At 67.3% G+C, this 23,601-nt stretch carries 18 protein-coding genes; 11 read left to right on the forward strand and 7 right to left on the reverse strand.

Translation table 11 applies throughout. From position 1 onward, the window contains the following. Nucleotides 1-27: 27 nt before the first annotated feature. On the reverse strand, nt 28-3,504 hold the full coding sequence (locus ASF09_RS15985; RefSeq protein ID WP_060527126.1) for a TonB-dependent receptor: 3,477 nt from the start codon (nt 3,502-3,504) through the stop codon (nt 28-30). 250 nt (nt 3,505-3,754) lie between these two features. On the opposite strand from ASF09_RS15985, the gene ASF09_RS15990 reads away from it, so the two are divergent. Genes ASF09_RS15990 through ASF09_RS16005 form a run of 4 tightly spaced genes read left to right on the forward strand, consistent with a single transcriptional unit; the run spans nt 3,755 to nt 9,453 of the window. After that, entirely contained in the window at nt 3,755-5,266 is a 1,512-nt protein-coding gene (locus tag ASF09_RS15990) for a tryptophan halogenase family protein (RefSeq protein WP_060527127.1), read from the forward strand. Then, nucleotides 5,266-6,738 carry a tryptophan 7-halogenase gene (locus ASF09_RS15995; protein WP_235529855.1) on the forward strand — a complete coding sequence of 491 codons (1,473 nt, stop codon included), beginning with the start codon at nt 5,266-5,268 and terminating at the stop codon, nt 6,736-6,738. The genes ASF09_RS15990 and ASF09_RS15995 overlap by 1 nt, the downstream gene beginning before the upstream one ends. After that, the gene (locus ASF09_RS16000; protein ID WP_060527129.1) at nt 6,735-8,378 is read left to right on the forward strand and encodes a tryptophan halogenase family protein; all 1,644 of its coding nucleotides are present in this window, start codon (nt 6,735-6,737) and stop codon (nt 8,376-8,378) included. The genes ASF09_RS15995 and ASF09_RS16000 overlap by 4 nt, the downstream gene beginning before the upstream one ends. 52 nt (nt 8,379-8,430) lie before the next feature. After that, nucleotides 8,431-9,453 (forward strand): cupin-like domain-containing protein, encoded by a 1,023-nt coding sequence (locus ASF09_RS16005; protein ID WP_060527130.1) that lies wholly within the window; start codon nt 8,431-8,433, stop codon nt 9,451-9,453. Between the two features lie 10 nt (nt 9,454-9,463). Here the strand turns inward: ASF09_RS16005 and ASF09_RS16010 are convergent, their stop codons facing one another. Next, complete coding sequence (locus tag ASF09_RS16010; RefSeq protein WP_060527131.1) at nt 9,464-10,531, reverse strand: cupin-like domain-containing protein; 1,068 nt, start codon at nt 10,529-10,531, stop codon at nt 9,464-9,466. Between the two features lie 137 nt (nt 10,532-10,668). Here ASF09_RS16010 and ASF09_RS16015 point away from each other — a divergent pair, with 137 nt between their 5' ends. After that, nucleotides 10,669-11,697: a glycoside hydrolase family 5 protein gene (locus tag ASF09_RS16015; protein WP_235529856.1), complete on the forward strand. Its 1,029-nt coding sequence runs from the start codon at nt 10,669-10,671 to the stop codon at nt 11,695-11,697. A 15-nt stretch (nt 11,698-11,712) separates the two neighbouring features. Here ASF09_RS16015 and ASF09_RS16020 read toward each other — a convergent pair whose 3' ends face one another. Beyond that, nucleotides 11,713-12,762: a CaiB/BaiF CoA transferase family protein gene (locus ASF09_RS16020; RefSeq protein WP_060527132.1), complete on the reverse strand. Its 1,050-nt coding sequence runs from the start codon at nt 12,760-12,762 to the stop codon at nt 11,713-11,715. Nucleotides 12,763-12,940: 178 nt separating this feature from the next. Between ASF09_RS16020 and ASF09_RS16025 the strand changes: the two genes are divergently transcribed. From ASF09_RS16025 to ASF09_RS16035, 3 genes are all read left to right on the forward strand, one after another. Then, a complete protein-coding gene (locus ASF09_RS16025; protein WP_183129065.1) occupies nt 12,941-14,584 on the forward strand; it encodes a Na+/H+ antiporter in 1,644 nt (547 codons plus the stop codon). Between the two features lie 72 nt (nt 14,585-14,656). Beyond that, entirely contained in the window at nt 14,657-14,878 is a 222-nt protein-coding gene (locus ASF09_RS16030; protein ID WP_060527133.1) for a hypothetical protein, read from the forward strand. 90 nt (nt 14,879-14,968) lie between these two features. Next, nucleotides 14,969-15,898, forward strand: a complete 930-nt coding sequence (locus ASF09_RS16035) for a 2-hydroxyacid dehydrogenase (protein WP_235529857.1) — start codon at nt 14,969-14,971, stop codon at nt 15,896-15,898. Between the two features lie 2 nt (nt 15,899-15,900). Here the strand turns inward: ASF09_RS16035 and ASF09_RS16040 are convergent, their stop codons facing one another. The 3 genes from ASF09_RS16040 to uxaC are packed head-to-tail and all read right to left on the reverse strand — an operon-like array spanning nt 15,901 to nt 19,765. Beyond that, nucleotides 15,901-16,905 (reverse strand): sugar kinase, encoded by a 1,005-nt coding sequence (locus tag ASF09_RS16040; RefSeq protein ID WP_060527135.1) that lies wholly within the window; start codon nt 16,903-16,905, stop codon nt 15,901-15,903. Further along, on the reverse strand, nt 16,902-18,356 hold the full coding sequence (locus ASF09_RS16045) for a mannitol dehydrogenase family protein (RefSeq protein WP_200912580.1): 1,455 nt from the start codon (nt 18,354-18,356) through the stop codon (nt 16,902-16,904). The genes ASF09_RS16040 and ASF09_RS16045 overlap by 4 nt, the downstream gene beginning before the upstream one ends. Beyond that, nucleotides 18,353-19,765, reverse strand: coding sequence for a glucuronate isomerase (gene uxaC, locus ASF09_RS16050; RefSeq protein ID WP_060527136.1), 1,413 nt, complete (start codon nt 19,763-19,765; stop codon nt 18,353-18,355). The genes ASF09_RS16045 and uxaC overlap by 4 nt, the downstream gene beginning before the upstream one ends. A gap of 276 nt (nt 19,766-20,041) precedes the next feature. Between uxaC and ASF09_RS16055 the strand changes: the two genes are divergently transcribed. Beyond that, on the forward strand, nt 20,042-20,362 hold the full coding sequence (locus tag ASF09_RS16055) for a hypothetical protein (protein ID WP_156359405.1): 321 nt from the start codon (nt 20,042-20,044) through the stop codon (nt 20,360-20,362). 45 nt (nt 20,363-20,407) lie between these two features. On the opposite strand, the gene ASF09_RS21000 is transcribed toward ASF09_RS16055, so the two are convergent. Further along, on the reverse strand, nt 20,408-20,722 hold the full coding sequence (locus tag ASF09_RS21000) for a hypothetical protein (protein WP_235529858.1): 315 nt from the start codon (nt 20,720-20,722) through the stop codon (nt 20,408-20,410). Between the two features lie 55 nt (nt 20,723-20,777). On the opposite strand from ASF09_RS21000, the gene ASF09_RS16060 reads away from it, so the two are divergent. Beyond that, nucleotides 20,778-22,010: a hypothetical protein gene (locus ASF09_RS16060; protein WP_235529859.1), complete on the forward strand. Its 1,233-nt coding sequence runs from the start codon at nt 20,778-20,780 to the stop codon at nt 22,008-22,010. 274 nt (nt 22,011-22,284) lie between these two features. Next, a complete protein-coding gene (locus ASF09_RS16065; protein ID WP_443025033.1) occupies nt 22,285-23,595 on the forward strand; it encodes an alkaline phosphatase family protein in 1,311 nt (436 codons plus the stop codon). Nucleotides 23,596-23,601 lie beyond the last annotated feature (6 nt).

Raw genomic sequence — 23,601 nt, forward strand, 5'->3', positions numbered from 1 at the left:
GTTGGATCGCCCTCCCCCCGGGGGACTTTAGAAATTGCCGCGCAGGATGAACGAGAAGCGACGGTCGTTGACGAAGTAGGACCGCGGTGCGAGCGCGCTCGGGTCGCCGCTATACGCCTGCAGCGTCTTGGTCACCGAGTTGGTCAGGTTCACGCCCTGCACGCCGACCTTGATGTACTTGTTGACGTTGAGGAAGGCGGAGGCGTCGAGCTGCCCGGCCGCGGCCTGGAAGATCGACGTATACGGGAAGATCACGTCGGCCGCCGTCAGCAGGTATTTCGACCGCCAGTTATACGCGGCACGAACCGAGACCGGCCCCTTCTCGTAGAACATCGTCGCGTTGACGTTGTGCTTGGACAGACCCTCGAGCGGCAGGCTGCCGGTCTTGGTCTGCGGCGCGACGTTGCCGACTGGCGTGCCCCCGTTGAGGAACGAGTTGGGTAGCCCGGAGCTCTGGATGAACGAATAGTTCCCGGTGAAGCCAAGACCGCTCAGAACACCCGGCAGGAAATCGAAGGTCTGCTGATACGCGACCTCGACACCCTTGATCTTGCCGTGCCCGTTGTAGTTGGCGGGACCGCGGGTGAGCAGCGGGAAGGTGATCCCGTTGTTCTGCAGCGGCAGGTTGACGACCGACTGATAGAAGAAGTTCTTCACGTCCTTGTAGAAGGCGTCGATCGTCAGCGAGCCGACCTTCGAAAAATACCATTCCGCGGTGAGATCGAACTGATACGCCGTCGCGGGCTTCAAATACGGGTTGCCCACCGTGCTCAGGAAGTTGCCGTTCCCGTCGATCGAGATCTGCTGGTAGTTGCGGATCAGCGCGGAATCCGGGCGGGTCAGTACTTTCGATCCCGACAGGCGAGCCAGCAGCTTAGGCGTGATGCCAAGCTTCAGGTTCACGCTCGGTAGGATGTAATTGTAGTTGTTCTTGGCCTGGTTGAAGAGATTGGCCGTATCCACACCGGCAAATTGCTGCAGCTGGGCATAGCCGGTTGCCCCTAGATTGCAGACACCCCCAGGACGCGTTGGGTTCGTACCGGGAGGTGCACCCGCCGGCACCGCGGAAACGGCGCAGCGTGTGTCATAGGGGTTGGTGATGTTCAACGTCGCCTGGTTCGGAATCGTGCTCGTGCCGAACGAGTCCAGCCCGGTCCGCACATAGCGCGCACCGACGTTGCCGCTGAAGTTCAGCCCGTTGCCATCGGACTCGGTCTTGAACGACACCATCGCATAGGCGGAGAAGTCGCGCTGATGGACACGCTGGATCTCGCTCGGCAGATAATTCGTCCCGGCCACGACACCTGGGCGCTCGGCGAGCGGCCGCCACTGCTGTTGGGTGTTGCCGTTCTGCGTCTGCGCGGTGGACTCGACTTGTTTGATGAAATCAACGGCGCCGTTATAGTCCTTGATCATGTCGCCATTGTAGTAATACGCGCCCGGCGGGGAATTCGTCGCGCCGCGGAAGAAGTTCGGGAACGTGTAATAGTCCGCCCGGTCGCCGCCGAACTGGTTCACCGTCACCGGATACCCCGCCCAGACTTCGCTGACCATGCCCCAGTTATACGTCGAATACTTGACCGTCTGATCGCGGTCGGCATAGCGCGCACCGAACCGCGCCTTGGTGAAGAAGCCGCCATCGGCGAAGTCGTACGTCGCATCGCCCTTGAACTGGAACTCCTTGCCGACGCTGTGCTCGGCATGATCCATCGCGGCGCGCCAGAACGTCGTGCTCGGATCGGCGAAATACTGACTGTCGGTCTGGCCGGCGAGGACGGCGTTCGCCGGCGTCGCCCATGCCGCCGACAACGTGCTCGGCTTGTGCGAGATGACGTTCGGCACGCTCCCCGACAGATCCAGTTCCTGATCCGCGAACGTCTCGCCGAAGATGTTCAGGCTGAACGTGTCGTGCTCGGAGCGGGTGTAGTCCGCGTCCAGCGCGATCGTCAGCCGTTCGGTCGGGTGAATTTCCGCATTCAGGCCGTAATCGTTGATGAGGTTCCGCTCATAGGTCTGGCCGCGCGACAGGGAGATCGGCGCGCCGCCGGTCGGGATCGACGTGGTCGATGGCGCGCCGCTGCGGTTGGTGCGAAAACCGGTGCCCGGCGTCGTGATATAGCCGCTCTTAAACAGCCCGTTCGCATCGTAGGTATAGTTCGTGAACCCGCCGACCGGGCATTCCGCCCGCGTCGTACCGTTGTTGTTGTAGAGCGGACCGTTGCTGTTCTGCTGACAGCCGTTGGGGAAGGTGCTGTATTCGGACAGATCCGGAGCCGCTTCGAACGTATGTTCGCTGGTCGAGTTCGTCGTGTGCGAGCGAAGATATTGACCGGTCAGCAGGAAGGAGCGATCGGTCGACTCGAACTGCGCGGCCAAGGCGACGCCGTCGCGCTTGCGATCGAAGGTCTGCGTCCGATACTGGCCACCGAGCGGCGAATATTGCCCCGTCGACAGATCCGCGAAGCCGTCCGCCCCGGCGGTCGAGGCGGCGTTGCACGCGGCGCCGGCGGCGGGCAGCGTGGTGGTGTCGGTGCTGCTGGGCAGCGGGTTGCGACAGACGAGCACGCCGTTGCCGTTCTGATACGGTACCTGGCTGTTGTCGCGGGCCTGGAAATTGGTGATCTGGACGCCATCCGCACGGCTGCGGATTCGCGAATAGGACACGTCGCCGAGGAGTCCGAATTTACCGATCGGCGTATCCCAGGTGTTGCTGACGAGCAGCGACCCGGTCGGCGTCCACTTCTTGGCGAAGTCGCCGTAATTCGCTTCGGCATCGGCGCCGATATGAAAGCCGTTATTGTCGAACGGCTTGCGCGTGTTCAGATTGACCGTTCCGGCGAGCCCGCCCTCGATCGACGCGGCGGTGACGTTCTTGTAGACTTCCACCGACCCCAGCAGTTCGGCCGGGACATCGCTGAAGTTGAGCGCCTGCCCGCCGATCCCCGCGGCGAAGGCGTCGCGGCCGTTGAACTCCGACCGAACGAAGTTGAGACCGCGGATCACGACTCCAGACCCTTCGACCGAGAAATGGTCGGGGTCGTTGGCGCCGGCGAAGCGGCTGATCGACACGCCGGGTACGCGCTGCAAGGCTTCGGTTACCGACCGATCGGGCAAGGCGCCGATATCGGTCGCGGTGATCGCGTCGACCACGGTATCGGAATTGCGCTTGATGTTCTGCGCGTTGGCAAGGCTCTGGCGGATCCCGGTGACGACGATCTCGCCTGGCGCATCACTGGTATCGGCGGCGGCGGTGCTCTGCGTATCGGTCGCGGACGGATCGGCCGTTGCAGTCGCGGGGCTGGCCGACCCGGCGGTGCCCTGCCCGGTTTTCGCGCCGGTCGGCGACGTCTGATTGGCGGCGGGTGCAGCAGCCTGTTGGGGGTCCGGACCGGCCTGCGCCTGCGCGACTCCGGCCAAGGCTACGCACAACGTCGTCGCCGACGCGCTATGTAAAAAACGAACAATATGACGAACGGCAGTGTTCGACGGCGCAATGCGGCGCATTATGACCCCTCCTAAACGCAGCGCTGTAATCGCGCCTGATTCCCTGTTGCCGCCGAGTGTCCCGGGCCTCGGCGTGCAGTGCGTGTTTGCGGTAACATAGTGCGGAAATCAAACGGTAAATACTTAGAATGTGACAATCCGGCAACGCCGTCACAACAATCCATCCGCGGTTGACGCAACGGGTCGAATGAGGGAGCATCTTGTGAGAGCGCCACCATAAGGCGCGTCGGGAGGGTATCGAGTGCCGGTCATGGCAAAACCAAAAACACGCGTGGTTGTGGTTGGTGGCGGCACGGCCGGGTGGATGACCGCGGCAGCGCTATCGCGCCTGCTGCCGGGCCAGTGTTCGGTGCACCTGATCGAGTCCGAGGCGATCGGCGTGGTCGGCGTCGGCGAGGCCACGTTGCCGCATATCCGCGCGTTCAACGAGCGGCTCGGCATCGACGAGGCCGACTTCATGGCGCGCACCCGGGCAACCTTCAAACTAGGTATCGAGTTTCGCGACTGGAACCGCCTCGGCGACAGCTACATCCATCCGTTCGGTACCTTCGGTCGCGGCACCGGCGGGGTGGATTTCCAGCATTACTGGGCGCGCTTGCTGCGCGAAGGCGCGCCTCTGCCTTCGCTTGATACTGTGTCCTATGCGTGTGCGCTGGCACGCGCCGGCAAGTTCGATCGTCCCGAGACCGATCCGAACCGACTCGCGGGTACGTTCGGCTATGCCTATCAGTTCGATGCGCTGCTCTTCGCACCCTATCTCCGCGAAATTGCCGAGGGCATGGGCGCCCGCCGGACTGAGGGGGTCGTCGTCCGGGTGGAGCGTGACGGAGACAATGGCGACATCGCCGCGATCGTGCTGGACACCGGTGAGCGGATCGAAGGCGACCTGTTCGTCGACTGCTCGGGGTTCCGCGCGCTGTTGCTCGGCGAGGCGATGGCGGAGCCGTTCGTCGACTGGTCGCACTGGCTGCCGACCGACCGTGCGGTGGCAATGCCGTGCCGCACGCGCACCGCGGTCACGCCGTATACGAGTGCGATCGCGATGCCCGCGGGCTGGCGCTGGCGGATCCCGCTGCAGCACCGCACGGGCAACGGCTATGTCTATGCCAGCGGCTTCGTCGCCGACGACGATGCGCGCCGCGCACTCGAAGACGCGGTCGAGGGGGAGGCGCTGGCCGCGCCACGCGTGCTGCGGTTCAAGGCCGGACGCCGTCGCCGCAGTTGGGTCGGCAATTGCGTCGCGATCGGGCTTGCGAGCGGGTTTCTCGAACCGCTCGAATCAACCAGCATCTATCTGGTTCAGCAGGCGATCACGACGTTGATCGAACTGTTCCCCGAACCCCGCATCGCCGCGACCGACCGCGACGAGTTCAACCGCGTGATCGACCTCGAATATGATCGGATCCGCGATTTCCTGATCCTCCACTACCACGCCACGACGCGCAGCGATTCGCCGTTCTGGGACTATGTCCGGACGATGCCGATCCCCGACACGCTGTCGGAAAAGCTCGACTTGTGGCGCACGCGCGCGCGGATCGTGAAGTACCGCGAGGGCGTCTTTCTCGATCCGAGCTGGGTGGCGGTGTATCTCGGCCAGGGGATCGTTCCGGACGGCTGGGACCCGCGCGCCGATCCGGTCGCGTCGGACGCGCTGGCGCGTAGCCTCGACGCACTGCGGAGCGAGATCGCCAGCGATGTCGCGCGCCGCCCGGACCACCGCAGCTTCATCGAACGCTATTGCGCGATGGCGCAGGCGGCCTGATGCCCGGGGAGCGGCTCCGGAGCGTCCTGGTCGCGGGCGGCGGTATCACTGCGTGGTGCGCGGCCGCCGCGCTAAAACGCCGCGCGCCGTTCCTCGACGTGACTATCCTGCGCTGCACGCCGTCACGCGAGGCGCTGGTGGACCGGATCGCGTGCACGCTGCCGTCTCTGCTCGGATTCCACGACGATCTCGGCATCGGTGCCGCCGACGGCATCGCCCGGACCGCGAGCGGTTATCGCCTGGGGACGCTGTTCAGCGGCTGGGCGACGGGGTTGCCCGACTATGTCCATGCCTATGGCCGTTATGGCCGATCGCTGGGTCCGACCGCGTTCCATCTCCACTGGGTCCGGTCGGTGCTCGAGGGCGCGCGCGCGGCACCATTCGACAGCCATTCGCCCGCCGCAGCGCTCGCGCGCGCCGGGCGGTTCGCGCCGCCGATGCCCGAGACGCCGTTTGCGGATCACGAATATGGGCTGACGCTCGACCTTCCGCGGTACCGGACGATGATGCGGGCCTTCGCGCTGCATGTCGGCGTGCGCGAGATCGTCGGCGAGATAGCCGACGTCGTTCGCGATACCGGCGACGGGATCGCCGCAGTGGCGCTTGCGGGCGGATCACGCATCGTCGCCGACCTGTTCGTCGACGCGACCGGCCCCGACGCCACATTGCGCGGCGCACTCGACGACGTCAGGGACGACTGGAGCGCCTGGCTGCCGTGCGACCGCGTCCTGCTCGCCGAGGGTAGCGCGGAACCGCTGGTGCTCACCACGGCGGTCGCGCATCCCGCGGGCTGGCGCTGGAGCAGCGGCGCGCAAAGCGGCTTTGCCTATGCGTCGGGGGAGATCAGCGACGCCAAGGCCGCGCGCGTGTTGCGCAATGCCGCAGGCACGGCGCCCGGCGAGCCGATCCGGGTTCGTCCGGGAACGAGGCCGCACCCGTGGCTGGGCAATTGCATCGCGATCGGTGACGCCGCGACCGAAGTCGAACCGCTCGAATGGTGCAACCTCCACCTCGCGCTCAGCGCGATCGACCGGTTGATCGCGATGCTCCCGGGCCGGGTCTCGACTCCTGGCGAAGCGGCGGAGTTCAACCGCCAGACGCTGGCCGAGGCCGAACGCGTCCGCGACTTCCTGGCGTTGCACTATCATGTTGCGCAGCGTGACGATCCGCTGTGGCAGGCGGTCGCCGCTGCCGTGCCACCCGCCAGCCTTTCGCACACGCTCGCGCAGTTCACCGAGCGTGGCCGGCTTCCTTTTTACGAGGAGGAAACGTTCGCGCGCGATAGCTGGGCTGCCGTCCTGATCGGTCAGGGCGTCCTGCCACGACGGATCGATCCGCTCGTCGCGGCGGTACCAGCCGCCGCTGCGCAGACCGCGATGGCACGACTGACCACCGAGATTGCCGCCGCCTTGCCGCATATTCCCACCCACGCCGCGTATCGTGCGGCCCAGACGAGACATCTCCTGTCATGAACGAGCATTCGATCCGACGCGTCGTCATCGTCGGCGGCGGCACCGCCGGCTGGATGGCCGCGGCGGCCTTCGCGCGGTTTCTCAACAACGGCTATACCGAGATCACGCTGGTCGAATCCGAGGAGATCGGCACGGTCGGGGTCGGCGAGGCGACGATCCCGCCGCTGATCAATTTCAACCAGATGCTCGGGCTCGACGAGAACGCGTTCCTGGCGGCGACGTCGGGCACGTTCAAGCTCGGGATCGAGTTCGTCGACTGGGGCGCGCTCGGCGAACGCTATTTCCACCCGTTCGGCAATTACGGCCACGACCTGCAAGGCGTCCATTTCCACCAGCTCTGGCTGCGCGAGAAGGCAAGGCGACCGATCGACGACATTTCGGTCTGGTCGATGAGCGCGATGGCCGCCGCGAACGGCAAATTCGGGCGCGCGACCGGCGACGCGCGATCACCCGTGCGCGAGCTGTTCTACGCGTTCCATTTCGATGCATCGCTCTACGCGCGATATCTGCGCGACTATGCCGAGCGCGCGGGCATCGTCCGGATCGAAGGCAAGATCGCCGAAGTGAACCAGCGCCCCGCGGACGGCTATGTCGCTGCGGTCACGCTCGAAGACGGGCGCCGGATCAAGGGCGACCTGTTCATCGACTGTTCGGGCTTCCGGGGCCTGTTGATCGAGGAAACGTTGCACACCGGCTATGAGAGCTATGCGCAGTGGCTGCCGTGCGACCGTGCGGTTGCAGTCCCCTGCGCGTTGCCCAACCCCGGCGAGCCCGATGCGTTCACGCGCTCGACCGCGCACAAGGCGGGCTGGCGATGGCGCATCCCGTTGCAGCACCGGATGGGCAATGGCCTGGTCTATTGCAGCAAATATCTCGGCGACGACGAGGCCGAAGCGCAGCTGCTCGCGAGCCTCGAAGGCGAACAGCTCGCCGAGCCGCGACGGTTGCAGTTCACCGCCGGCCGCCGCCGCGACTGCTGGAACCGCAACGTGGTGGCGCTCGGCCTGTCCAGCGGGTTCATCGAACCGCTCGAATCGACCAGCATCCATCTGGTCCAGGCCGGGATCCAGCGGTTGATCGCGCTGTTTCCCGACAAGCGCTTCGATCCGGTCGAACGCGACGAGTTCAACCGGCAGATGCACGATCTGTACGAAGACATCCGCGATTTCATCGTCCTGCACTACAAGGCGACGCGCCGCGACGATTCGCCGTTCTGGAACCAGGTGCGGACGATGGACGTGCCCGAGAGTCTGCAACGCAAGATCGACCTGTTCGCCGGCAAGGGGCGGCTGTTCCGCGAAGGCTATGACCTGTTCAGCAACCCGAGCTGGGTCGCGGTCTGTCTCGGCCAGGGGATCACGCCCGAAGGCTGGGAACCTGCCGCCGATGCGCTCGACGAGCAGAAGGTCGCGAGCGCGCTCGAGCAGATGCGGCGCGGATATCTCGACACCGCGCAGCGCCTGCCGACCCACGGCGAGTTCCTGCGGCGAACCGCGCTGTCCCCGCTCGCCGCGCAGGCTGCACCGTCCTCCTCGGCGCCTGCTTCCGCCCCTGCCCCGACCTCGTCCGACGACGTTCCGTTCTTTGCGTTTACCGCGGAGTCGCCCTTCGATGTCGGCGGCGGGGGCTCGCCGCTGTGATGCAGACTTATGAGCGAGCGGCACCTTGGCGCACCACGGAGCTTGCCCACGCGTGACGGGTCTCGCCACCCCTTCCCCGATCGCCGAGCTTCACGGGATCGACCGCGTGCGCTTCGACGCCGAGGTCCGCCCCGCCGCGCAGCCTGTTGTCCTGCGCGGTCTGGCCGCCGACTGGCCCGCGGTCCGCGCCGCGCGGACCTCCGACGAGGCGCTGGTCGATTATCTCAAGACCTTCAGCCATGCCGAGCCGGTCGGCGCGATCGTCGGGCCGCCCGAAATCGAAGGGCGTTTCTTCTACCAGCCTGACATGACCGCACTCAACTTCACGCGCGGACGCTCACCGCTCGATCCGTTCCTCGACCGGCTGTTGCGCGATCGCACGGTGCCGCAACCGTACGCGATGGCGGTGCAGTCGATCCCCGCCCCCGACCTGCTGCCGGGCTTTGCCGAGGCGCAGGGCATCGACCTGGTCGATACGCAGGTCGTGCCGCGGCTCTGGCTCGGCAACGCGATCCGGGTGGCGACGCATTACGATCTGATGGAGAACATCGCGGTCGTCATCGCCGGTCGCCGCCGCTTCACGCTCTTCCCGCCCGATCAGGTCGCGAACCTGTACATGGGTCCGTACGAACTGACGCCCGCCGGTACGCCGGTCAGCATGGTCGACCCGGACTCGCCCGACCTGGAGCGCTATCCGCGGTTCGCCCAAGCGATGGACAACGCCTGGGAAGCGACACTCGAACCGGGCGACGCGCTGTATATCCCATTCCACTGGTGGCACGCGGTCGCATCGCTCGCGCCGGTCAACATGCTGTGCAATTACTGGTGGGATCCTGCACCCCAGGGCATGGCGAACCCCTATGACGCGCTGCTGCTCGCGCTGTTCTCGCTGCGCACGCTGCCGGAGGACCAGCGGCGGGTGTGGCGGACCATGTTCGACCATCTCGTGTTCCGTACCGAGGGTGATCCCGCCGCGCATTTGCCGCACCACGTCAGGGGCGTGCTCGGTGAGGCGGATCGCGACGGGCTGGAACAGATGCGCGCAGCCTTGCGACAGAGCCTCAACCGGTCCTGACTTGCGGGCACTACGGCCGTTGCAGCATATTGATCAGGAACTGACGGATCCTGCCGGTGCGGTCCGTGCTGTCCGGTCCGAGAATGCCGCGCGCGGACGGCGGTAGATGGTCGGCAGCCTGCGCGGCCTCCGGTGCGAAGACGAGATGCTCGTACCAGCTGTGCCACGCCTGTTTTTCCGCGACCGGCAGATCGCGGATGGCACCGATCGCATGGACCAGCGCAAGGAACGCAGCGCCCGAGCGATGCTCCCACCAGTAATTGACCAGCACGTTGAGCCGGCCGAACGCACGGACGTGATGCCACCAGATCGGCGGAATGAAGATCGCGTCGCCGGGTTCGAGTTCGGCGACCTGCGCGTGCGTGAGCGCATCGGCGAACCGCGGGTAGCGCGTCAGATCGGGAGCGTCGGGGTCGACCATGCTCGACGGCGGGCCGGCCATGGTATGATCGAGCGGCCCGACATAGAGGTTGGGCAATTGGTCGGGCGGGAACAGCGTGAAGCGGCGCCGCCCCGCCACCACGCATGCGATATTGATCGACGTGTCGTAATGCGTCGCGATCCGCGTCGCGTTGCCGATCCACAGCCGCGCGGGCGCATCGATGCCGAGATCGAGCGGATTGGCGCCTTCCCAGCCGGGCAGATGCTCGGGCGCGGTCGCCGCGTTGGCGTACAGCGTGTGCGGTCGCGCCGCGTCGTTCTCGGCGTAGCGCAAAAGCTCCGCCACCAGCGCACCGATCGGGACCTGCTGGCGGTGGAAGTTGAAGCGCGTCAGCGTCTCGTCGGCGTAGAAGAAGCGACCCTCGACCTCGGGCGGCGCGATCATCACGTCGAGCGGCTTGCCGCCGGGGGCGCCGAACGCGGCGAGATACTCCGCCATCGCGCGGTCGCCGCCACGCCCGGCCGCGACCGCCTGCCAATGGCGCACCTGTCCGCGCAGGACGACGGGTTGGAACGCCGTCACCACCTCGCTGGCGAACGCGGCGGCATCGACGGCAGGCCGCTCCGCGACTCGGCGAGCGGTAGCGGCGTGACCCGTGACGAAGCGATCGGTTGCGGGGGGGTGGACGAACGACATCGTCCGGGACGATAGCGGCTGCAAACGCGCGACGACAGTGCGTTGACAGCCTCGGCGGGCTCCTGTGTGATACCGATCGCCAGACCGCCCCGCACCGACGTCGGCGCGCTGAGTCGCAGGCGGATCGGGAGAGCGCAATGATCAGGTGGAAACCGTTGGCTGCGATGGCGGCGGCGCTGTTGGCGAGCATGGCGGGCACGGCAGACGCATCGGGCGCGTCGCGCGCGCCCCCTCCTGGGGACGCGTTCGCAACCGCAGCCCGGCTGCACCGCGGAGTCAACGTGCTCGGCTATGATCCCCTGTGGAAGGACCCGTCGCGCGCACGCTTTCAGCCGCGTCATTTCACGGTCATCCGCAAAGGCGGCTTCGATTTCATCCGGCTGGTCCTGCAAGCCTTCAGTCATATGGACGCCGCCAACAGACTCGATCCGCGCTGGCTCACGACGCTCGACCGCGTGGTGAAGCAGGCCACCGATGCCGGGCTTTCGGTCATCATCGACGAGCACGACTTCAACCTGTGCTCGGACGCCCCCGATGCCTGCGCGCCGAAGCTCAAGGCGTTCTGGCAGCAGATCGGCGACCGCTATCGGACCGCGCCGCGGACCGTGCTGTTCGAGCTGTTGAACGAACCGCACGGCAAGCTCGATGCCGATCGCTGGAACGCGCTGCTCGCGCAGATCATCCCGGTCGTGCGCGCCAGCAACCCGGATCGTACGCTCGTCATCGGGCCGACCAACTGGAACAATCTGGGCAAGCTCGACACGCTGACGCTGCCGGCGAACGATCGCAATATCCTGGTCACGTTCCATTATTACGAGCCGTTCCGGTTCACCCACCAGGGTGCCGCGTGGTCCGATAATCGCGATCTGCATGGCATTCCGCTGACGCCCGCCGACGAGACCCGAATCCGCGCCGACATCGACACCGTCGCGGCGTGGAGCAAGGCACACGCGCGACCGGTGTTGCTCGGCGAGTTCGGCGCCTACGACAAGAGCGGCACGCCGATCGCCGATCGCGCGCGCTATGCCACAATCGTCCGCAAGGCCGCCGAAGCGCACGGTTTCCCCTGGGCCTATTGGCAGTTCGACAGCGATTTCATCGTCTACGATATCGATCACGACCGCTGGGCCGAGCCGATCCGACAGGCGCTGGTCGGCACACCGTGACCAGGCCGCGATGATCTAGCGCTCGTTCGAGACCACAGCGGCGAAGCGCGGCGCTGGCGCCGGGTAGCCATCGATAAAGGTCCCACGCGCGACGTTGTGCGGGTGGTGTGGTGCCTCGGCGAGATCGAGGACGGGGGTGACGCAGGCATCGGTGCCCGCGAAATGGTCCGCCCAGGCATCGCGCGGACGCGTGGCGAACGCGGCTTCGAACGCCGCCGTCATGTCGGGCCAGCGGGCGCGATCGTGCTGCACCGTGCGCCAGTCCGCGACGTCCAGCCCGGCGAGCAAGGCGGCGAAGAATTGTGGCTCGATCGCGCCGACCGCGACATGCTTGCCGTCCGCGCATGCGTAACAACGGTAGAAGGGCGCGCCGCCGTCGAGCAGGTTGGCCGCGCGCCGGTCATCCCACTGCCCCACTGCGCCGAGCGTGTAGAACAGGCTCGACAGCAACGCGGCGCCGTCGGTCATCGCCGCATCGACCACCCGGCCCGGCCCCCCGCCGCGTGCGGACAGCACGCCCGCGACGACGCCGAGCGCGAGCATCATCGCCCCGCCGCCATAATCGCCGACCAGATTGAGCGGCGGTATCGGACGCTCCGCCGGACCGATCGCGTGCAGCGCGCCGGTCAGCGCGAGATAATTGATGTCGTGCCCTGCCTCCTGCGCCAGCGGTCCGGTCTGCCCCCAGCCGGTCATCCGGCCGTAGACCAGCGCCGGATTGGCAGCATGGCAGTCCACGGGGCCAAGCCCGAGCCGTTCCATCACGCCCGGCCGCGTCCCCTCCAGCAGCGCATCGGCGGTCGCGACGAGCGCCAGCGCATCGGCGCGACCCGCGTGCGTCTTGAGGTCGAGTTCCACGGTCCGCCGTCCCCGCCCCAAGGCCGGCCCATCCGCGCTGGCGCTGTACGTACGACCCGGCCGGACGATGCGGACGATCTCCGCCCCCATGTCGCCGAGCATCATCGCGGCGAAGGGTACCGGCCCGATCGCATCGAATTCGATGACCACGACGCCGGCGAGCGGCCCTGCCCTGCCCGAACCTGTCTCTGCCTCGCTGTGGCCCATGCGTCGTCCCGATCCCAAAGCGTGCGGCCAGCGGGTGCTGGATTGCGAAGTTGTGCCCTAACGCCGCATCGAAGGCTACGCGTTCCTGCCCAGTTTGCCGGCAGCTTCGGTCCGTGCGGGGTTGTTCTACCCCGACCGCGCCCGGTACTGACGCGTGAGCCAACGCTGGGAGTGCCGTTTGGAAGCCGTATCGATCGTCCTGTTCCTGTTGCTTGCCGTGGTGATGAGCGGCGCGGTGTCGCGCATGGTGCCGGTGTCGGTGCCGACCCCGCTGGTGCAGATCCTGCTCGGCGCGGTCATCGGGCTGTCGACCTCGTATCGCGTAGAGCTCGATCCCGAGCTGTTCCTGTTGCTGTTCCTGCCGCCGCTGCTGTTTCTCGATGGCTGGCGAATCCCGAAGGACGAGCTGCTCAAGGATCTGTCGACGGTCGTCGAACTCGCGCTCGGGCTGGTCCTGCTGACGGTGGTCGGGATGGGGTTCTTCATCCACTGGATGATCCCGGCGATGCCGCTGGCGGTCGCGTTCGCGCTGGCGGCCGTGGTGTCCCCGACCGATCCGATCGCGGTCTCGGCAATCGCCGCGCGCGTGCCGATCCCCAAGCGGATGATGCATATCCTCGAAGGCGAATCGCTGCTGAACGACGCGTCGGGGCTGGTGTGCCTGCGCTTCGCGATCGCCGCGGCGCTGACGGGTACGTTCTCCGCGTCCGCGGCGGCGACGAATTTCGTCTGGGTCGCGGGGATCGGCCTGGCGGTCGGCGTCCTCGTCACGCTCGCCGCGACGCGCGCGAAGGCGTGGGTATCGCGACGGTTCGGCGAAGAACCCGGGTCGCAGATCCTGGTCAGCCTGCTGATCCCGTTCGGGTCCTATCTGATGGCCGAGCACCTGCACGCCTCGGGGATCCTCGCGGCGGTGTCGGCGGGCGTGACGATGACCTTCGCGGAGATCTCGCGGCAAGCGCTGGCCGCCACCCGGATGCGCCGGAACTCGGTGTGGGACACGATCCAGTTCGCGCTCAACGGCATCATCTTCGTGCTGCTGGGCGAACAGCTTCCCGCGATCCTCGCCGGCGCCAAGGCGACGGTGCTGCTGACCGGGCATCACGGCACGTGGTGGCTCGGCCTGTACGTGCTGGCGATCGTCGCGGGACTGGCGACGCTGCGGTTCGGCTGGGTGTGGGTTTCGCTGCGACTGACGCTGCTGCGGCGGCGTCATCGCGGCTCGGAGAAGCCCGAATACAGCCCCGACTGGCGGCTGGTGGCGGCGATGTCGCTGGCCGGCGTGCGCGGCGCGATCACGCTGGCCGGTGTCCTGACGATCCCGCTGACGATGACCGACGGCACCGCGTTTCCGGCGCGCGATCTCGCGATCTTTCTCGCCGCCGGGGTCATCATCGTGTCGCTCGCCGTCGCCAGCATCGCCTTGCCAATTTTGCTCAACGGCCTGACCATGCCGCCCGAGCCATCATTGCAGGCCGAGGAGGATGCCGCCCGGGTTGCGGCGGCCGAGGCGGCGATCGGCGCGATCGAGGTTGCGCAGCACGACCTGGCCGAGCGTGACGGCAACGCCGACTTCTATTCCGCGGCGGGGACCCGGGTGATGGACCTGTACCGCGAGCGGATCGAGAGCCGCACCGGTTCGGCCAAGGCCTCCGCCGAGGCGCGGCTCCAGGACCAGCTCGAGCGGACGTTCAGGCTGGCGGGGATCAAGGCCGAACGCGCCTCGGTCGTCGAGCGGGTCCGCGACCGGCGGATCGGCAGCGCCACCGCGCAGAAGATGATGCGCGAACTGGACCTGCTCGAAGCGCGCTACCGCGTGTGATCCTTCTGCTTGGCGGCAAGCGTCGCTAAGGCGCTCGGCGATAACCACGGACATTTCGTAAAGGCGAGACACATGGCAGCGACCATCATCACCCCCAGCGGCCCCGGCGCGATGGAAGCGGGCCTCGTGCTCGACGAAGACGGCCAGCGGTTCGTCATCCTGACGTTCAAGGAGCCCAAGGGCGAGCCGACGCTGGTGACGTTCACCGTCCCGATCTTCCAGAACTATGTCGAACATCTCGTCAAGACCGCGGCGGCGGCCAACGAGGAAGCCAATTGGGGCATCCCCGGCTGAACGGTCGGCGCTGCAAAAGGGGATGCCGCCGCGCCGGGTAACGCCTAAAGCCACGGCATGACCCGACCAGAGATACTGATACCCGCGCCCATGCTTCCAAGCGTCGCCGCGGCGTTGAGCGAGCGATTCGTCGTCCACCAGTTGCGCGACCATGCCGACCCCGATGCCTTCCTGGCGACCGTCGCGCCCCGCATACGCGGTCTCGCGGCGAGTTCGCTGGCGGGGCGGATCGGCAGCGACTGGTTCGACCGGTTGCCCGCGCTCGAGATCGTCGCGAATTTCGGCGTCGGCTATGACGGCATCGATGCGAACGCCGCTGCTGAGCGCGGGATCGTCGTCACCAACACGCCCGGCGTGCTCGACGAGGAGGTCGCCGACCTGACGCTCGGCCTGCTGCTCGCGACGTTGCGCCGCATCCCGCAGGCCGATCGCCACGTCCGCACCGGCGCATGGGCGCAAGGCCCCTTTCCGCTGTCGCCGACATTGCGCGGACGGCGGATCGGCATCCTCGGGCTCGGCGCGATCGGCAACGCAGTGGCGCGGCGGCTCGAGGCGTTCGGCGTCGCGGTCGCCTATCACGGCCGCTCGCGGCAGTCGGACATCGGCTATGACTATCATGCGACGCCGGTCGCGCTCGCCGCCGCCTGCGACGTGCTGATCGCGATCGTGCCCGGCGGTCAGGGGACGCAGCATCTGGTCGATGCCGCCGTTCTGACCGCGCTCGGCCCGGACGGTATCTTCATCAACGTCGCGCGTGGCAGCGTGGTCGATCAGGACGCGCTGATCGCGGCGTTGCAGGACGGGACGATTCTGACGGCCGGCCTCGACGTCTATGCCGACGAGCCCAACGTCCCCGACAGCCTGCGCGCACTGCCCAACACGGTGTTGCTGCCGCATATCGGTTCGGCCTCGCAGCACACGCGCGAGGCGATGGGGAAGCTGGTCGTCGACAATCTCCGCGCCTGGTTCGACACCGGCAAGGCGCTCACCCCGGTTTCGGAAACGCCGAACCCGGGCTGAGGTCAACGTCGAACGTCGGCGGGTGCTCCGGTGAACGCGGCGAGATCGGCGGGCGTCGTCCGGCTGTGATCGCCGGCGGTCGCGTGCTTCAACGCCGCCATCGCCAGGCCACAGCGGGCGGCCGCCTCGCAACCCTCGTCCAGGCGCGACAGCACGCCGGCGGCGAACGCGTCGCCGGTGCCGATCCGGTCGACGATCTGGGTGACGAGGATCGTCTCGGTCTCGAACGCAGCGTCGCGGCGATCGACGCGGGCGGAGAGCTCGTGCGTGTCGGCATCGATGACCCGGCGCGCGGTAGAGGCGATGCAGGTCAGGCTCGGGAACCGCGCGAACGCCGCCTCGCAGGCGCGCCGTCGGGCGTCCGGCGTGTCGCCGGCGAAGTCCTCGCCGAGTAGCAGCGATATGTCGCGGTGACTGCCGAACAGCAGGTCGGCGCCGGCGACGTGATCGACGAGGATCTGCTGCGGATCGACGCACCAGCGCGCCCACATGCTCGCGCGGAAATTGCCGTCGAACGAGACTTGCACGCCCGCCGCCTTTGCCGCGGCGATCGCGTCGAGCGACAGCCGTGCCGCCTCGGGGGCGATCGCGGGGATGATCCCCGACAGGTGCAGCCAGTCTATGCCCTGGAGTAGCGCGGGCCAGTCATAGGCGTCGGACGGCGCCACCGCGAAACTGCTGTCGAGGCGGTCGTAGACGATATGCGCGCCCCGCGGACCGCTCGGCGGCGACAGGAAATACAGGCCCAACCGACCGTCGGTGCGCTTGACGCGCGCAACGTCTACGCCGGCGGCGCGGACCGACTCCAGTGCTGCGTCGCCAAGCGATCCGTGTGGCAAAGTCGTGATCACCGCGGCGGGTTCACCGAGCCTGGCGAGCGCGACCGCGACGTTCGCCTCCGCGCCGCCGAAATGCGCGTCGAGCCGTGCTTCCTGGAACAGATGCCCGCGATCGGGTGCGGCGAGGCGCAACAGCATCTCGCCGAAACAGAGCACCGTGCCGGTCATGCGTCGAACTCCCCTACCGCTGCTTGCAGCGCGGCCCGTGGACCTTCCGCACGCCATGTTGCAATGGACCGGGCGAGCGACTCGACGATCGCGTCGTCGAACTGTGCGGGGAATATGCCGAGCTCGGTGACGAAGCGCGCGACGACCTGGAGCGAATCGCCTGCCGACTCCGCCCAGATCGCGGCGAAACGATCGCGCAGCGGATCGTCCGAGATGCGCGGGGCGTCGGCGGTGTAGGCGATCCACGCGGCCAGGCTCAGGCTGTGCCGCGGGCTGTCCAACCCTTGCGCCAGACGATCGGTCACGGTCGCGATCCAGCGTTGCGGCAGCTTCTGCGATCCATCCATCGCGATCTGATCGAGCCGGTGATGCAGGTCGGCGTTGGCGAAGCGATCGAGGATCGCGTCGATATAGACGTCGGGGTCGAGCCCCGCCGCGGCGGTCAGGCTCGGCACCGCCTCCTCCTGCATCTGCGCCATGACGAACGCGCGCAGCACCGGATCGGCGATCGCCTCGTGGACGAACGCGTGGCCGAGCTGGAGCCCGACATAAGCGAGCGTCGAATGGCTCGCGTTCAACAGCCGCAGCTTGGCGAGTTCGAACGGTGCGACGTCGTCGACGATCTGCGCGCCCGCGGTCTCCCAGGCCGGGCGCGGGCCAGCGAAGCGGTCCTCGATCACCCATTGGCGGAACGGCTCGGTGACGATCGCCGCGGCATCGTCGACGCCGATCGCTGCCGCCACGCTCGCGCGCTCGGCTTGCGTCGAGGCCGGCACGATCCGGTCGATCATCGTATCGGGCGCCGCGACATGCGCACGGACCCACGCGCCCAGATCGGGATCGCGGTGGTCGACGAATGCGGTCAGCAGGCTCATCAACAGCGCGCCGTTGCCCGACAGATTGTCGCACGAGACGAGCGTCAGCCCCCCTGCCCCGGTGCTGCGCCGCCGCTCGAGTGCCGCCGCAAGATAGCCGAAGATCGTCCGTGGCACGCCGCCGCCCAGATCGTTGGCGATCGCGGGATCGTCGGTCAGCAACGCGCCACTTGCCGGGTGCCGGTAATATCCCTTCTCGGTGACGGTCAGCGTGACGACGTGCGTGTCGGGGTCGGCGAGCGCGGCGATCACCGCTTGCGGGTCCTCGGCGGCGACCAGCACGGTGTCGATCGCGGTGATCAGCCTGGTCGAGGTCGCACCGTTCGATCGCTCGGTCACGGTGTACAGACCGTCCTGCGGCGCGAGCGTATCGCGGACCTGGGCCGAGCGCAGCGACACGCCGGTGATCCGCCAGCCATCGTCGGGCGTCATCGCATCCTGCGTATAGACCGCCTGGTGCGCACGGTGGAACGCGCCGATCCCTAGATGGACGATCCGTCGCAACGGCGCATCCGACGCAGCGGGCTGCGCGACGTCATCGGCGAGTGCGGTCAGGGTGGCGCGGGACAGCCTCACAGCCGGTACGCCTTGCGCACGAGGTCGCTGGTCAACTGGTGCGCAAGCTCCGCCGCCTCCCAATCCTCCAGCCGGTGCTCCGCCACCAGCCGCGCGAGGAAGCCGCAATCGACACGCCGCGCGACATCGTGCCGCGCCGGGATCGACAGGAACGCGCGCGTATCGTCGTTGAAGCCCACGGTGTTGTAGAAGCCGGCGGTCTCGGTGGTCATCTCGCGGAACCGCCGCATGCCCTCCGGACTGTCGTGGAACCACCAGCTCGGCCCCAGCTTCAGGCACGGATAATGGCCCGCGAGCGGCGCCAACTCGCGCGCGTAGACGCTCTCGTCGAGCGTGAAGAGGATGATCGACAGCGCGGTCGAGGTGCCGAACCGGTCGAGCAGTGGTTTCAGCGCATGGACGTAATCGGTGCGGCCGGGAATGTCCGCGCCCTTGTCGCGGCCGTGGCTCGCGAACAGCCCGGCATTGTGGTTGCGGACCGAGCCGGGATGGATCTGCATGACCATGCCGTCGTCGATGCTCATGCCGGCCATCTCGGTCAGCATCTGCGCGCGGAAGAGCTCGGCGTCGGCGGCGGTCCAGGCGTTGCCGATTACGCGCGCGAACAAGGCCTCGCACTCGGGCGTCGACAGGTTCGCGGTCGCGGCGGTCGGGTGGCCGTGATCGGTCGCCGTCGCGCCTGCCGCGCGGAAATCGGCGCGACGCTTGCGGTGCGCAGCGAGATAGCCCTGCCAGTCATACACGTCTTCGCCGGTGATTTCACCGAACCGCCGCAGCGCGCCGGCGAACTGCTCGTGCTCGACGTCGATCACGCCGTCGGGCCGATAGGTCGTCACGACGCGGCCGTTCCAGTCGCTGGCCTGGATGCGATGGTGCGCGTCGAGGCTGTCGTGCGCACCTTCGGTGGTGGCGAGGAAATCGATCCGGAAGCGGTCGAACAGCGCACGCGGGCGAAACGCCTCGGTCGCGAGCTTCTCGCCGATCGTGTCGAAATACAGGTCCGCGGTGGCCGGCTCGAACGCGACGTCGAACCCGAACACCTCGGCAAACACATGATCGAGCCACATCCGCGACGGCGTACCGCGGAACAGCGGGTAATGCGCGGCGAGCGTCCGCCACGCCGACCGCGGATCGGCGGTCGCCTTGCCATCCTTGCGCGGGATCATCAGCGCATCGAGATCGACACCCTGGCTGTAGAGCATCCGGAACAGATAATGATCGGGCGCGAGCAGCAGCGAGGTCGCGTCGGTCCAGTTTCGGTTGTCCGCGAACCACGTAGGATCGGTATGGCCATGCGGGCTGACGATCGGCAGGTCAGCGATCTCCACGTACAGCGCGCGGGCGATGTCGCGGGTGGTCGGATCGGCGGGGAACAGCCGGTCGGGATGAAGTTCGAGAGGACGGGTCATGCCATTACTCCTGCCGCATACGCTGTACCGTGTTCAAGTCCGCGCAGTCCGGCGGGCCCCGCGTATCCGGCCGATTAGCGGATATTTCGGATGAATGCAGGCACGCAAGCCAGCGCAGGCCAGGAGGTGCGTGCGGCATTCGGATGACACGACAATGATACCCACGCTGTCGCGCTTGCTGAAAACGGTGGCAAGACGATCACGGCCGGATCGGACACGCCACCGTGCAACGGGGTTGATCGCGCGGCGGTGCGACCTTACCCGGATCATATGCTGATGCGGTTTTTCCTGGTGCTTCTGTTTGCCGCATTCGCGCTTCCTGCCGCAGCGCCCGCGGCGTGTCATGGCAGGTCCACGACGACTCCGCATGCGATGCCGGCGATGGCAGGCGCGCCCACGGAAGGCATGGGACAAGAGGCCGATCACAAAGCGGTCGCGCCGCACGGTTGCATTGGCTGCATTCCGCCTTCGGCTTGGACCGCGGCGCAGATCGATCACGTCCCGCCGGCCGCGGCCGCCGTACCGGTCGAGCGAGCCGCCGTATTCGACATCGGCATGACCGCCGCCCCAGTGCTGCCACCACCCCGAACCGCATGATCGTCGGGTGCAACCGCACCCTGACCTTCATGCTTTATCGGGATTTCAGACGATGACACGATCGATGCTGCTCGCGGCGAGTGCCGCGGCGCTGTGCCTGCCCCATGCCGCGGCTGCGCAACATGGTTTAGGCATGACCATGCCAATGCCGGACGCGCGCGTGCGGGCCAATAAGACAAAGACAAGGAAGACGATGCGCGTCCCGGTGAGGACCGGGGCCAAGGCTGCCACGCCGGCTCCCACAACACACGGAGCGGTCGACCAACAGGCCAAATCGGCACCGGGCGCGACGCCGGCCATTTCCACGATGTCGATGAACCAGAGGCCGATGCCTGACGCTTCGATGGACCGTGCGGCCATGGACCATGCCCAGATGGATCATGGCGCGATGACCCATGCTGCGATGGGGCACCCTATGATCGCCGACCCGGCCTACCGGGCGGCGTCAGATGCGGCAGTGGCGAAGATGCCGGCGGGCTCGGCGATGGCGGGGATGGCGATGGGGACGTCCGCGGGCTTCTACAGCCAGGGTAGCGGGACGTCGCGGCTACCGGCGGCCGAGGGACCGATGCGCGGCTACATGACCCAGGCAGGCGGGTGGATGCTGATGGCGCATGGCTATGCGTGGGGCGTCGCGACCGACCAGGGGGGGCCGCGCGGCAAGAGCGAAGCGTTCGTGCAGTCGATGGCGATGCTGATGGCGGATCGCGACCTGGGCGACCGGTTCCATATCCAGCTGCGGACGATGAACAGCCTCGAGCCGCTGATGGGCGCGCGCGGCTACACCAATCTGTTCGCGACCGGCGAGCTGGCGAACGACCGTCCGCTGGTCGATCGGCAGCATCCGCACGACCTGTTCATGGAGCTTGCCGCGAAGGTCGATTACCGGCTCGGGAACGGCAACACCGTCTTCCTGTATGGCGGGCCGGTCGGCGAGCCGGCGCTGGGGCCGAGCGCGTTCATGCACCGGGGGTCGGCGCGGTATCAGCCGATGTCGCCGATCACGCATCACTGGTTCGACTCGACGCACATCACCTACGGCGTGGTGACAGCGGGGTATGCGACGTCCGCGTTCCAGCTGGAGGCGTCGGCGTTCAAGGGGCGCGAGCCGGACGAGCATCGCTGGAATATCGAGACGCCGCGGCTCGATTCGTGGAGCGTGCGGGGGACGTGGACGCCGTCGCCGTTCTGGGCGGTGCAGGTGAGCCATGGGCGGTTGAAGGAGCCCGAGGCGCAGCATCCGGGCGAGGACGAGAACCGCTCGACCGCCAGCGTGCAATATGCGCGGGGCGGGCTGGCGACGACGTTTGCGTATAGTCTCAAGGACCGGGTGCCTGGGGAGAAGCTGAGCGCGTTCCTGGCGGAGGCGACGTATGAGCTGACGCCGCGCCATGCCGTGTTCGGCAGGCTTGAGAACGTGGCGAACGACGAGCTTTTTCCGGACGAGGGCGATCCGCTGCACGATACCAAGTTCCGGGTGACGAAGGCGGAGGTCGGGTATGCGTACCGGGTGCCGATCGTCGGACCGCTTGGGTTGGCACTCGGCGGGACGGTGGCGGCGTATGCCAAGCCGGCGGCGCTGGAGACGGCGTATGGGAAGACGCCGGTGAGTTGGACGTTGTTCAGCAAGCTGGCGGTGGGGTTGTAGGCCGACGGCTGGTGCCGAGTGCGGGCGACCACCTCCTTTTACCTGCCCGGCACCTCCTTTACCTCCCCGGCGGAGGCCGGGGTCCAGTTGGGGAGGCGGGAATAACAAAGCGCAATGCCGATCAGCAACGTTCCCCAACTGGGCCCCGGCCTTCGCCGGGGTGGTGCTTCCCCTCGGACGGCCAGCTAGCCCATGCAAACGGTCGCTTTCGCTCGCCGTTCGTGCCGAGTAGGGATCGCGCGAAGTCGCCACCTGCTCGGGACGAACGGTTATGATGAAGAACGCGCTGGCTCTCCTCGGTTCTGCACTCGGGCTGACGCTCGCTGGGTGTGCGTATCCGTATTCGCCCCCTGCCCTTGCGCCGATTACTGCACCTGCTCCGACCACGACGGCGGCGGCTGCGATGCCGGGCGAGGCTCGGGCGCCGGTTACGATCCTCGTGTCGATCGATGGCTTCAGGCCGGATTATCTCGATCGGGGGGGGACGCCGAACCTCAACCGGCTGCGCGCGGGCGGCGTGTTCGCGAGCATGCGGCCGTCGTTTCCGAGCATCACCTTTCCCAATCACTGGACCTTGGTGACCGGTCTGCGCCCCGATCGCAGCGGGATCGTCGGCAACAAGATGGAGGATCCGGCACGGCCGGGGGAGACGTTCACGATGGCGACCGACGATCCGTTCTGGTGGAGCGAGAGTTCGCCGATCTGGGTCGATGCGGAGAAGGCAGGGATCCGGACGGCGACGATGTTCTGGCCGGGCGCGAACGTTGCGGTCGGCGGCAAGGTCAAGCCCGACAGCCACGGCGCGATCGACGGCGGGACGCGGCCGGAGGACTGGCAGCAGTTCAACCAGCAGGTGTCGGGAACGCAGCGGGTCAACGCGGTGCTCGACTGGATGCGGCGGCCGGCCGCGATCCGCCCCAAGCTGGTGACGTTGTACTTCGATACGGTCGACAGCGCGGGTCATGCGGGTGGGCCGGACAGCGCTGGCGTGACGCAGGCGGTGGCGGATGTCGATGCGAGCATTGGCGCGTTGGTCGATGGGCTGGCCGCGCTGGGGCAGCGGGCGAACCTGGTGATCGTCGCCGATCACGGCATGGCGGCGACGAGCAACACGCGCGTCGTGGCGCTCGACGCGATCGCGGACAAGGCGGACTATCGTACCGTCGAGACCGGGCCGTACGCGACTCTATTCGCGGTGCCAGGGCATGAGTCGGCGCTGGAGGCGCGGTTGCTGACCCACCACGATCATCTGCAATGCTGGCGCAAGGGCGAGATCCCGGCGCGGTTCCATTATGGGCGCAACCCGCGCGTGCCGAGCTATCTGTGCCTTGCCGATGTCGGCTGGCGGGTCGATCCGAGCGCGCCGACCAAGGCTTCGGTCGGCGGGATGCACGGCTATGACAACATGGCGCCGGAGATGCGCGCGCTGTTCATCGCCAACGGGCCGGCGTTTGCGCGCGACAAGACGATTGCGAGCTTCGACAACGTCGCGATCGAGCCTTTGCTGCGCGACCTGATCGGGTTGCCGGCCGAAGCGGGGCTGGACGGCACCGACGCACCCTTCCAGAAGGTGCTGCAACGATAAGAGGAG

The sequence above is a fragment of the Sphingomonas sp. Leaf242 genome (genome assembly GCF_001422045.1).
In the GTDB taxonomy this organism is placed as follows: Bacteria; Pseudomonadota; Alphaproteobacteria; order Sphingomonadales; family Sphingomonadaceae; genus Sphingomonas.